The following is an 11,469-nucleotide window of genomic DNA, read 5'->3' on the forward strand; positions in this document are numbered from 1 at the left end:
CCGTTCGCTGGAGATGCTGGCCCGCCGCGGTGAGGTTGACGCCCAGGCACCTGCGCAGGCCATCGAGAAGTACCGCCTGCACAACGTCAACGCCGGCACCACCGGCAACGCGGGCGGCGAGTCCTGACTCGCCCGGCACACGCACGACGGCGGCCCTCACCGAAAGGTGGGGGCCGCCGTCGTCGTTCGGTGCTTTTGTGGTGCTGTGATGCAGCGCAACCGCAGTTGTAGCCTTTGTACAAAATGGAGCTTGCAGGTTAGGCACCGTATGCTCGATGCATGCCCCAGCCAACCCCCACCCCCGAAAAGCGTAAACCGGTGTCGCGCAGCGTCACACCGGAGAAGTCAGAGACCCTGAAGAAGCTCAGGGCGAGTGTTGGCCAGTTGTCCACCACCACCATGCGCCAGCTGGAAAAGTCCCTGCCCTGGTATACGCGACTCAGTTCTGATGAGCGCTCGGCGCTGGGGCTTGTGGCCCAAAACGGAATCGCCGCCTTCGTTACCTGGTACGAGCGTCCCAGCTCCCCCTCATGGATCCTCACCGATGTTTTCGGTACGGCCCCCACGGAACTCACCCGGTCCATCAGCCTCCAAAAGGCCCTCCAGCTGATCCGGATCGTCGTTGAAGTGGTTGAGGAACAGGTGCCCGTGATCGCGCCGGAGGCCGACCAGCCGTCACTGCGCGAAGCAGTGTTGAGGTATTCACGCGAGGTGGCCTTTGCTGCCGCGGATGTCTACGCGAGGGCCGCCGAGTCGCGGGGATCATGGGACACCCGGTTGGAAGCCTTGATCGTGGACGCCATCCTGCGCGGTGAAAACACCGACGCGCTGCGGTCCAGAATCGCTGCCCTCGGCTGGAAAGCCCAGGAGAGATTCACGGTGATGGTCGGAAATTCGCCGTCGGAACCCAGCGCCAGCTATGTCAGTGAACTGCGCCGCACCGCCGGCCGGTACGCGGAGGACGCCCTCGTCGGGATCCAGGGCGACCGTCTCATCCTGATCCTCGGCGGCGTCCATGACCGCGAAACGGCGTATCTTAAACTGAGCGAAATGTTCGCGCCGGGCCCCGTCGTATACGGCGCAGAGGCGAGTTCCCTGCTGGAGGCCAGCGGCTCTGCCCAGTCGGCCTTCGCCGGGCTCACCGCCGCACGGGCCTGGCCGTCCGCCCCGCGGCCGGTAGCGGCCGACGACCTGCTTCCCGAGCGGGTGATCTCCGGGGACGATGCGGCGCGCCGGTCACTCGTCAAAAACATCTACCGGCCCCTCCTGGCCGCGTCCAACGGGCTTGTGGAAACGCTGGGCACCTACCTGGAACTGGGGCATTCGCTGGAGGCAACAGCCCGGGAACTTTTCGTCCACGCCAATACCGTCCGTTACCGGCTCAAGCGGGTTTGTGACGTGACAGGCTGGGATCCGCTGCTCCCGCGGGAGGCCTTCGTGCTGCAGGCCGCCCTGGTAGTGGGCCGGCTTTCGACCCCGCCGAAGGCCGCCGTAGAACGCCAGCCTGGGCGGAACCAGAGCTGAACCGTTGTAGACTTCCTACAAACTGACCCAGTGAGCTTGGTGTACGCAAACACCCTTGGTTCACGCGGTAATTTGGAAAGCTGGTTACGTGCTTGCAATCGTCTGCCCTGGACAGGGCTCACAGACCCCCGGTTTCTTGGCCCCTTGGCTGGAACTGCCTTCCGTAGCAGGCCATCTGGCCTCCCTCAGCGAAATCGCAGGCATTGACCTCACTGCGCATGGGACAACCTCGGATGAGGAGACCATCAAGGACACCGCCGTTGCGCAGCCCCTGATCGTCGCTGCCGGACTCGTGGCGGCAAAGTCACTGTTTGATGTCGAACTCAGCACCCTGCCGGTCATCCTGGCCGGACACTCGGTGGGCGAGATCACGGCCTCGGCACTGGCCGGGGTGCTCACGGAAAAAGAAGCCATGACTTTCGTCCGCGAACGCGCCAACAGCATGGCCGCGGCCGCTGCCGTCACGCCCACCGGCATGAGCGCCGTAGTTGGCGGCGACCCCGCCGAGGTGCTGGCCGCCATTGAGGCCGCCGGCGCCACCCCCGCCAACGTGAACGGTGCGGGCCAGACCGTCGCCGCCGGCACCTTCGAGCAGCTCAAGGCCCTGGCGGAGAACCCGCCGGCAAAAGCCCGGGTGATTCCGCTCAAGGTGGCCGGGGCATTCCACACCTCGCACATGGCACCTGCCGTAAGCGCGCTCGAAGCCCTGCGCCCTGAGCTGCAGCCCCAGGCGCCCGCTGTTCCCCTGCTGTCCAACTTCGACGGCCAGGAAGTCACGGACGGCGCTGCCGCCGTCGACAGCCTGATCGCCCAGGTGTCCCGTCCCGTCCGCTGGGACCTCTGCATGGAATCCCTCGTGCAGCGCGGGGTCACCGGCGTCATTGAGCTGGCACCCGCCGGCACGCTGGCGGGCCTCGCCAAGCGCGGGATGCCCGGCGTCAAGACCGTGGCAGTGAAGACCCCCGAAGACCTGTCCGCAGCCCTTGCATTGTTCGCTGAACTGGAGGGACAGGCATGAGTGTTCCCACGCTAAAGCAGGCACCCATCAACGAGCACACCCGGATCCTCGGCGTCGGAGCCTACCGTCCCGACGTGGTGGTGACGAACGAGGACGTCTGCCAGTGGATTGACTCCTCCGACGAGTGGATCCGGCAGCGCACGGGAATCATCACCCGCCACCGCGCCCCTGCCGACGTCAGCGTGATTGACATGGCGGAAGGCGCCGCGCGCGAGGCCCTCTCAAAGGCCGGCATCGAGGCCTCCCAGCTCGGAGCCGTCATTGTGTCCACCGTGACGCACCCCTACGCCACGCCGTCCGCGGCCGCAAGCCTTGCCGACCGGCTCGGCGCAACGCCCGCACCCGCATTCGACATCTCGGCCGCCTGCGCAGGGTACTGCTATGGCATTGCCCAAGGCGATGCACTGGTCCGCTCCGGCACCGCCGAGTACGTGCTCGTCGTCGGGGCCGAGAAACTGTCCGACGTCATCGACAACAGCGAACGCACCATCTCGTTCCTGCTGGGCGACGGCGCCGGCGCCGTGGTCATCGGCCCGTCGGAGACGCCGGGCATCGGCCCGTCCGTCTGGGGTTCCGACGGCAGCAAATGGGATGCGATCGGCATGACCCACTCCCTGCTCGATGTTCGCGAGTACTCCGCGGCGCACTCCGGGTCACTCGTCCATGCAGGCTCACCGCAAGGCAGCCCCCTCAGCGCGGACGAAGCGTCCGTCACCGACGCCGCCCTCTGGCCCACCCTGCGCCAGGACGGCCAGACCGTCTTCCGCTGGGCCGTCTGGGAGATGGCGAAGGTGGCACAGCAGGCGCTCGATGCCGCAGGTGTCCAGGCCGAGGACCTCGTGGCGTTCATTCCCCACCAGGCCAACATGCGCATTATCGACGAAATGGTCAAGAAGCTGAAGCTGCCCGAGACCGTCACGGTGGCGCGCGATATCGCGGACGCCGGCAACACATCGGCGGCGTCCATCCCGCTTGCCACGCATCGGCTGCTGCAGGAACACCCCGCGCTGAGCGGCGGCCTCGCGCTGCAGATCGGCTTCGGCGCGGGCCTGGTTTTCGGCGCCCAGGTTGTAGTCCTTCCGTAGGAATCCCCACCAAACCGCAACCGCGGTTTGCCCCGTTTCCGGCAGCCCATGCCGGCAATAACAAGAAAAGGAGCCATCAATGGCTAGCAACGAAGAGATCCTGGCCGGACTGGCTGAAATCGTCAACGAAGAGACCGGTCTGGCCCCCGAGGCTGTCGAGATGGACAAGTCCTTCACCGAGGACCTGGACATCGATTCCATCTCCATGATGACCATCGTCGTTAACGCCGAGGAGAAGTTCGGCGTGCGTATCCCCGACGAAGAGGTCAAGAACCTCAAGACCGTCGGCGACGCCGTGGACTTCATCTCCAACGCCCAGGCCTAAGCAGGCCCCAGCCGCAGAGCGGCTGAAACCCGGCTGGCCGGCCCGCATTTCACTGCTGTGGCCGGCCAGCCGATGCACCACCACAGATTTTCGAACTCCCCTCGCACGCCACCGATGCAGGCCGTCCGGCCACGAAGCACGGGACAGGCTCGCGCACCGACAGAGAGTGATCCCATGACACGCAAAGTAGTCATTACCGGTCTGGGTGCCACCACGCCCATCGGCGGCGACGTACCCACAATGTGGCAGAACGCGCTGAAGGGGGTTTCCGGCGCCCGCACGCTGGAGGACGACTGGGTCGCCAAGTACGAGCTTCCCGTTCACTTCGCCGCCCGGTGCTCCACGCCCGCCCTTGACGTCCTGAGCCGCGTTGAAGCCAAGCGCATGGACCCCTCGACCCAGTTCGGCGTTATCGCTGCCCGCGAAGCCTGGGCTGACTCCGGCATCACGGAATTCGACCAGGACCGCCTGGCCGTGGCCTTTGCCACCGGCATCGGCGGCGTCTGGACCCTCCTGGACGCCTGGGACACCCTGAAGGAGAAGGGCCCCCGCCGGGTCCTGCCCATGACGGTCCCCATGCTCATGCCCAACGGTGTGGCCGCAGCGGTCAGCCTTGACCTCGGCGCCCGGGCAGGCGCCCACACGCCCGTCTCGGCCTGTGCCTCCGGCACCGAGGCCTTGCACCTGGGCCTGGACCTGATCCGCTCCGGCAAGGCCGACATCGTGATGTGCGGCGGCGCCGAAGCCGCCATCCACCCGATGCCGCTGGCCGCGTTCGCCTCCATGCAGGCCCTCTCCCGCCGCAACGACGATCCCGAGGGCGCCTCCCGGCCCTACGACCTCGGCCGCGACGGCTTCGTCATGGGTGAAGGCGCCGGAGCCCTCGTCCTCGAGGCCGAAGAGCACGCCCTTGCCCGCGGTGCCCGGATCTACGGCGAACTGGCCGGCACGTCCGTGACGGCTGACGCCTACCACATCACAGCTCCGGACCCGCAGGGCCTGGGCGCCACCCGCGCTCTCAAGGCAGCCATGTTTGACGGCCGCATCCAGGCCGAGGACGTTGTCCACGTCAACGCGCACGCAACGTCCACACCCGTGGGCGACAAGCCGGAATACACCGCGCTGAAGGCCGCCCTGGGCGGGCAGGTCGACAACGTGGCCGTATCCGCCACCAAGTCGCAGATGGGCCACCTGCTGGGCGCTTCCGGCGCCGTGGAGGCTGTCCTCACCGTGCTGGCCGTGCACGAGCGCAAGGCCCCCCTGACGATCAACCTTGAGAACCAGGATCCGGAGATCCCGCTCGACGTCGTCACCTCCGCCCGCGACCTGCCCGCCGGAGACATCGTGGCACTGAGCAACTCGTTCGGCTTCGGCGGCCACAACGCCGTCATCGCCGTCCGCAGCGTGTGATCACTGATGCATAGCGAAGAAGCCCCCGCCGGTTGGCGGGGGCTTCTTTCGTTGCTATGGGGATCGGCGGGTCAGCCCACCTGGTGCAGCCAGCGGACGGGTGCGCCCTCGGCCGCATGCCGGAAAGGCTCCAGCTCCTCATCCCAGGCCTCGCCGAGGGCAAGGGAGAGCTCGTGGTAGACGGCGGACGGATCGCCCGCACCGGACTCATAGGCGTAGCGGATGCGGTCCTCGGAGACCATGATGTTCCCGTGAACATCCGTCACGGCATGGAAAATTCCCAGCTCGGGCGTGTGGGACCAGCGGCCGCCGTCCACGCCCTGGCTGGGTTCCTCTGTCACCTCGAAGCGCAAATGTGCCCAGCCCCGGAGGGCAGACGCCAGCTGCGCACCTGTCCCCTGCACTCCGGCCCAGGAGAGCTCCGAACGGAACATTCCGGGCGCGGCAGGCTGAGGGGTCCACTCAAGATCTGTCCGCTTGTCCACGACAGATCCGATGGCCCACTCGACATGAGGGCACAGTGCGGTAGGCGCCGAGTGAATGAAGAGCACACCGCGGGTCATTACAACAGACATTCCATCCTCCATAGCTGTAGGTACGTCTTCCCCAACGACCTGCATGGATGGATATCTGGTGCTTCGGCGCCGCGTGGTGCCTCGAACTCCTGCCAATCTATGAAACTGTTGCCGGGCTTGCAAGATGGCCAAAGGCTTAAAGCACAACTTGAAAGTTGCCGGACTTGGCTCTTATTGTGCCGTACCCCGCGTAATTACGCCAGTGGGATTCGGCGCGCCGTCAGGGCTCGCCGGGGACGGCCTGGGCCTTACGCCCTCGGGTGGGCCTGCTGGTAGCTTTTGCGGAGACGGTCAACCGAGACGTGGGTGTAGATCTGGGTGGTGGCAAGGCTGCTGTGCCCCAGAATCTCCTGGACCGCGCGAAGGTCGGCCCCTCCGTCGAGCAAGTGCGTGGCCGCCGAGTGGCGCAGCGCATGGGGACCGGTGGCTGCGGTGTCCCCCAACGCTTCGAAGAGGCCGTTGACGACGCTCCGCACCTGGCGCTGGTCCACACGGCGGCCCCGCACCCCCAGGAACAGGGCAGGCCCGCTGCCTGCCGATGCGAGCTTGGGGCGGCCGCGGCGCAGCCAATCGTCGACGGCGAGCGCGGCCGGCAGTCCGTAGGGAACCGTCCGTTCCTTGTTACCCTTGCCGAGGACACGGAGGGTTCTGCGATCGGGGTCGAGGTCATCGACGTCAAGACCGGCCAGTTCCCCGACGCGCAGGCCGGTGGCATAGAGCAGTTCGACCATTGCCCTGTTCCGCAGCGCCATCGGCGCGCCGTCCTGCGCCGCCTCGTTGAGTTCCGTGAGCAGCCGGGTGAGTTGCTGTTGCTGCAGCACGCCCGGCAGCGAGCCTTCAACCTTTGGTGCCTTCAGGCGCAGGGCCGGATCCGTGTCAATCATCTCTTCCCGGAGCGCCCAGGCGGTGAAGGTCCGGGCAGTGGCCGACCGGCGGGCCAGGGTGGAGCGGGAGATGCCGGCGTCACTCTGTGCGCCCAGCCATCGTCTGAGCGTCCCGAGCTCAATCTCTCCGAGGTCGCGGATTCCCTCCCCTGCGGCGTGTTCCAGCAGGCTTCCGACGTCGGAGAGGTAGGCACGTACGGTGTGCTCCGAGCGGGCCCGTTCGCCGGTCAGGTACCGGCCGAAGCTGCCGACCGCCTCCGCCAGCGCCGGCGGCAGTTCCACTTTCTCCACGCTCTCACTTTCCCAGCAATCGGCGTGCCGTCAAGGAACCCCGCGGCGAGCCGCCGCGTGGCGTTCCCCGGCATGCCGCCACGTACGCCCGTCAGCCGGCATGCTTAGACCGCTTCCAGCCGCCGTTGTGGGATTCGGCAAGTCCCAGGAGCCCTAGCCGTCCGAGCCCCGCCCGCACAGACTCGGGGCCAAGTCCGGCCACGGTGCAGAGTTTTTCCACTGAACTGGTGGACCGCAGCGGCAGGGCATCCAGCAGGATCAGATCCTCCAGCGTGAGTCCGTCATGGACGGCACTTCCGCCGCGTGGATCAGGCATGAAGTCGCCGCTGGGCGCCGCGAGCTCGGCAACCTCGCCGGCATCCGTCACACATACCGCGCCGCCGTCACGCAGGAGCCGGTGGCATCCGGCCGAGTTGGCGCTGTGGATGGATCCAGGCACTGCGCCCACAGCCCTGCCCAGGGACTCCGCGTGGTGCGCCGTATTCAGCGCTCCGGACCGCCATCTGGCCTCGACAACAACCGTCACCGACGCGAGGGCCGCGATGATCCTGTTGCGCTGCAGAAAGCGGTAGCGTGTAGGCGCCGATCCTGGCGGCACCTCGGCGAGGACTGCGCCCTGGTTCGCGACGGCCCGCAGCAGGTCCTCATTCCCCGAGGGATAGAAGCGGTCAACTCCCCCGGCCATCACGGCGATTGTCGGCATGGATTCCGAACTGCCGGCCAAGGCGGCGCGGTGGGCATGCGCATCGATGCCGTAGGCGCCTCCCGAAACCACCGTGAAGCCCCGCTGCGCCAGGGAGTATGCAAGGTCGCCGGTCACTGCCGCGCCATAGCTCGTGCTGTCACGGGAACCGACCAGTGCAATCGACTTCGGTGCAGCAGGAAGCTCCTGCTCGACTCCACGCCACCACAGGCAGATCGGTTCGTGGATGCCGAGATCGACCAGCTGGCGGGGCCACAGATCGTCTCCCGGAATGATCACCCGGCCGCCAAGCCGGTGCATGGTGGCCAAGTCCCGTTCAGGGGCGAGGTCCGGGACCCTTGGCGCCCAGCGCTTGAGAGCTGCACCCAATCCCGCCCAGGAGGCCCCCGAACTGTGTTCCGCCAGTACGCCCGTGAGTTCCCGTTCCAGCGCGGGGCCATAGCTCAACTGCCCGGTGGCAATGCCCAGCGCGTCCAGAGCCCCCGCCACCTGCACCAGAGCCAGTCCTGCCGAGTCCTGAGGCTCCATGAGCCGGGACAGGGCGGCCCGCGCGAGTCTCTCGTTCTGCATGTCGCTCCCTTTCACGCGGCGGCCGAAGCAGCCTGCCGGAGGCCCAGAGCCTGTCCGATGTCATTGAGGTCAGGGCGTTCCCGGCCGGCAAGGTCTGCCAGGGTCCACGCCAATCGCAGGACGCGGTCGTAGCCGCGGGCTGTGAGCACTCCTCTAGCGAGGGACTGGTCCAGGATGCGCGTGGTGGTGGGCGGGAGCCTGAACTCCCCGCGCAGAATCCTTCCGGGGACCTGCGAGTTGGTTTCCATGCCCGCAGGGCCAAGGCGCTGCAGCTGGCGGCGCCTGGCCGCCCCGACCCTGCCGGCGACTGTCGCGGTGTCTTCCTCGCCGCCGGACTGGCCAAAGTCTGCCAGTGAAACCCGCTCGACCTGCAGCTGGATGTCGACCCGGTCAAGCACCGGCCCGGACATCCGCGCCAGATACCGGCGGCGCATCATGGGGGTGCACACGCATTCGATGCCCTTGCCCGATGCCTTCCCGCAGGGACACGGGTTCGCCGCAAGGACCAGCTGGAACCGGGCAGGGTAGGCTGCCGTGCCCGCGGATCTGTGAATCACCAGTTCTCCGCTCTCCAGCGGCTGCCGGAGGGCATCGAGCACTCCCCGTTCGTATTCGGGAGCTTCGTCGAGGAACAAAATTCCGCGGTGGGCGCGTGACGCGGCGCCGGGCCGCGGCAGTCCCGTGCCGCCGCCGATGATGGCGGCGGACGTCGCCGTATGGTGCGGATTCTCGAAGGGCGGGCGCCGGACCAGCTGCAGCGAGGACGACGGCAGCGCACACAGCGAGTGGATCGCTGTCACCTCCATGGCTGCGGTGTCGCCCAGATCGGGCAACAGCCCGGGCAGCCGTTCGGCCAACATGGTCTTTCCCGCACCCGGCGGTCCTGTGAGGAGCAGATGATGGGCCCCCGCTGCGGCAACTTCCAAGGCCCTGCGTGCATCTCCCTGGCCGGCAACATCGCACATGTCAGGGGCCGCGCCGGGCGTAGCGTCCGTTTCTTCGCCCGCTCCCTCATCCTGCGGTTCGAAATCAAGGGCCAGCTCCTGGGGGTCCGCGCCGAAATCGAAGGCGAGCCGGGCGAGGGTTCTGTAGCCCTGGACCCGTGCGCCGGGCACCAATGCGGCTTCGGCGGCGTTCGCCTGTGCCACCACGACGTCCTGATAGCCCGCCTGGACCGCAGCCATCACGGCAGGGAGGACACCGCGGACGGGCCGCAGCCGCCCGTCCAGGCCGAGCTCGGCGATAAATACCGTACGGCCCGTAGTCCTGATGTCATCGGCCGCACACAGTGCTGCCATGGCGATGGCAAGGTCGAAGCCCGAGCCCCGTTTGGGCAAGGACGCAGGAATGAGGTTGGCGGTGATTTTCCGCCGGCTCAGCGGGATTCCGGAGTTCTGCGCGGCGGAACGGATCCGTTCCTTCGCCTCGTTGAGAGAAGCGTCAGGCAGCCCCAGGATCACAAAGGCGGGCAATGTCTGGCCGATGTCGGCCTCGACCTCCACGATGTAGCCGTTTAGCCCCACCAGGGCCACGGAGTAGGTTCTTCCCAGGCCCATTACCCCACCCCCGGCAGGTGCTCAAGGGTCGGCTCGCACACGCCGTCGTCCAGCACCGCAATCACGTCCACGCGGCGCAGCGGCATCCGGAGCTCGTGGTCGCGGCACCAGGCCGCTCCCAGCCGGTGCAACCGTGCAAGCTTGTCCGTGCCCACCGCTTCGAAGGGGTGCCCATAGGCGAGGGACCGCCGCGTTTTCACCTCGGCGATGACGAGGGCGTCGCCGTCGAGCGCAACAATGTCGATCTCTCCTTCAGGGCAGCGCCAGTTGCGCTCCACGATGAGCATGCCCAGCGATTCCAGGTATTCCGCCGCGAGCTCTTCCCCGCGCCGGCCCAGCAGGTCTTTGGCTTTCATTTTCTACCTCCGCAACCAGACTGCGGGGGCAGCGTCGGCGCCAACAGACGCCTATCGCCCTATGTGGGAAAACCGGCCGAACGGACCGCTGTGGAGGAGGAGTCGATCAGTTGCCCAGGCCGGAGTCCTTGGGCAGGGCAAGCTCCTCGTTGCGCGGGAGCTCCTCGACGTTGACGTCCTTGAAAGTGATGACGCGGACGCTCTTCACAAACCGGGCGGACCGGTACACGTCCCAGACCCAGGCGTCCTGGAGTGTGAGGTCGAAGTAGACCTCGCCGTCGGCGCTGCGCGCCTGCAGGTCCACGTGGTTGGCGAGGTAAAAGCGGCGCTCGGTCTCAACCACGTAGCTGAACAGCCCGACGACATCGCGGTATTCACGGTAGAGCTGAAGCTCCATGTCGGTTTCGTAGTTTTCAAGATCCTCGGCACTCATGGTTCCATCTTGCACCATGCAGCGGGCCCCTGCGCACACGGAACAGGCGCAGCGGGGCGGCTGCAGCTTATTCGGACAGCAGGTTCCAGCTGACGCGGTGATAGGGGCTGGGGCCGGAGACCCGGATGGCTTCCCGGTGGGCCGCCGTGCCATACCCCTTGTTGACGTCCCAGCCGAAGGCGGGGTATTCACCGTGCAGCACCTGCATGGTGCGGTCCCGTTCCACCTTGGCCAGAACGCTCGCCGCGGCGACACTCAGGCACTGCATGTCCGCCTTGACCAGCGTGTGCACCGGCGCTTCGCAGCCCGGATCGACCACCACCTCGTCAAACAGCGACGGCTGGGCGTCGGGCGAAAGCCAGTTGTGGCTGCCGTCCAGCAGCACCACATCCGGCGTGATTCCGGCGCCGAGGATTTCGAACCACGCACGGTTGCCTGCCGCCCTCAGCGCCCCCATGATGCCCAGCTCGTCGATTTCCCGGGCAGTGGCGTGGCCAACTGCTGAGGCAACGCTCCAGGCCCTGACCAGGGGGTCCAGCCGTTCGCGGTCAGCGGGCTTCAGCAGCTTGCTGTCCCGGACATCCGCCAGCAGCTCCATCCTCCGCAGGTCCACCACGGCAATCCCCACACTGACGGGGCCGGCCAGGGCACCGCGGCCCACCTCATCGACGCCGGCCAGGAACCGCGCTCCCCGGGGAAGGAAGCGCTTCTCGTAGTCAAGGGTGGGTGCAACGGACAT

Annotated in this window: 12 protein-coding genes; 5 read left to right on the forward strand and 7 right to left on the reverse strand. The window is 67.1% G+C overall.

Annotated elements, in window-relative coordinates; all coding sequences use genetic code 11:
* Window positions 1-279 precede the first annotated feature (279 nt).
* The 5 genes from AC6CH3_RS03525 (at window position 280) to AC6CH3_RS03545 (ending at window position 5,362) form a co-directional block, all read left to right on the forward strand.
* Window positions 280-1,524 (forward strand): PucR family transcriptional regulator, encoded by a 1,245-nt coding sequence (locus AC6CH3_RS03525; RefSeq protein WP_498131147.1) that lies wholly within the window; start codon window positions 280-282, stop codon window positions 1,522-1,524.
* 88 nt (window positions 1,525-1,612) lie between these two features.
* The gene (locus AC6CH3_RS03530; RefSeq protein WP_498131148.1) at window positions 1,613-2,542 is read left to right on the forward strand and encodes an ACP S-malonyltransferase; all 930 of its coding nucleotides are present in this window, start codon (window positions 1,613-1,615) and stop codon (window positions 2,540-2,542) included.
* Window positions 2,539-3,627: a beta-ketoacyl-ACP synthase III gene (locus AC6CH3_RS03535; RefSeq protein ID WP_498131149.1), complete on the forward strand. Its 1,089-nt coding sequence runs from the start codon at window positions 2,539-2,541 to the stop codon at window positions 3,625-3,627. Before AC6CH3_RS03530 ends, AC6CH3_RS03535 begins: the two co-directional genes overlap by 4 nt.
* A gap of 79 nt (window positions 3,628-3,706) precedes the next feature.
* The gene (locus AC6CH3_RS03540) at window positions 3,707-3,952 is read left to right on the forward strand and encodes an acyl carrier protein (protein WP_400581526.1); all 246 of its coding nucleotides are present in this window, start codon (window positions 3,707-3,709) and stop codon (window positions 3,950-3,952) included.
* A gap of 174 nt (window positions 3,953-4,126) precedes the next feature.
* A complete protein-coding gene (locus AC6CH3_RS03545; RefSeq protein WP_498131150.1) occupies window positions 4,127-5,362 on the forward strand; it encodes a beta-ketoacyl-[acyl-carrier-protein] synthase family protein in 1,236 nt (411 codons plus the stop codon).
* Window positions 5,363-5,433: 71 nt separating this feature from the next.
* Here the strand turns inward: AC6CH3_RS03545 and AC6CH3_RS03550 are convergent, their stop codons facing one another.
* From AC6CH3_RS03550 to rnhB, 7 genes are all read right to left on the reverse strand, one after another.
* A complete protein-coding gene (locus tag AC6CH3_RS03550; protein ID WP_498131151.1) occupies window positions 5,434-5,937 on the reverse strand; it encodes a DUF3145 domain-containing protein in 504 nt (167 codons plus the stop codon).
* A gap of 248 nt (window positions 5,938-6,185) precedes the next feature.
* A complete protein-coding gene (locus tag AC6CH3_RS03555; RefSeq protein WP_498131152.1) occupies window positions 6,186-7,112 on the reverse strand; it encodes a tyrosine recombinase XerC in 927 nt (308 codons plus the stop codon).
* A 91-nt stretch (window positions 7,113-7,203) separates the two neighbouring features.
* Window positions 7,204-8,385, reverse strand: coding sequence for a DNA-processing protein DprA (dprA, locus tag AC6CH3_RS03560; protein ID WP_498131153.1), 1,182 nt, complete (start codon window positions 8,383-8,385; stop codon window positions 7,204-7,206).
* A gap of 11 nt (window positions 8,386-8,396) precedes the next feature.
* A complete protein-coding gene (locus tag AC6CH3_RS03565) occupies window positions 8,397-9,941 on the reverse strand; it encodes a YifB family Mg chelatase-like AAA ATPase (protein WP_498131154.1) in 1,545 nt (514 codons plus the stop codon).
* Window positions 9,941-10,297 carry a YraN family protein gene (locus AC6CH3_RS03570; RefSeq protein WP_498131155.1) on the reverse strand — a complete coding sequence of 119 codons (357 nt, stop codon included), beginning with the start codon at window positions 10,295-10,297 and terminating at the stop codon, window positions 9,941-9,943. Before AC6CH3_RS03570 ends, AC6CH3_RS03565 begins: the two co-directional genes overlap by 1 nt.
* 106 nt (window positions 10,298-10,403) lie before the next feature.
* The gene (locus tag AC6CH3_RS03575; RefSeq protein WP_498131156.1) at window positions 10,404-10,730 is read right to left on the reverse strand and encodes a DUF2469 domain-containing protein; all 327 of its coding nucleotides are present in this window, start codon (window positions 10,728-10,730) and stop codon (window positions 10,404-10,406) included.
* Window positions 10,731-10,797: 67 nt separating this feature from the next.
* Entirely contained in the window at window positions 10,798-11,469 is a 672-nt protein-coding gene (gene rnhB / locus AC6CH3_RS03580) for a ribonuclease HII (RefSeq protein WP_498131157.1), read from the reverse strand.

It is taken from the genome of Arthrobacter sp. GQ119 (assembly GCF_059759125.1).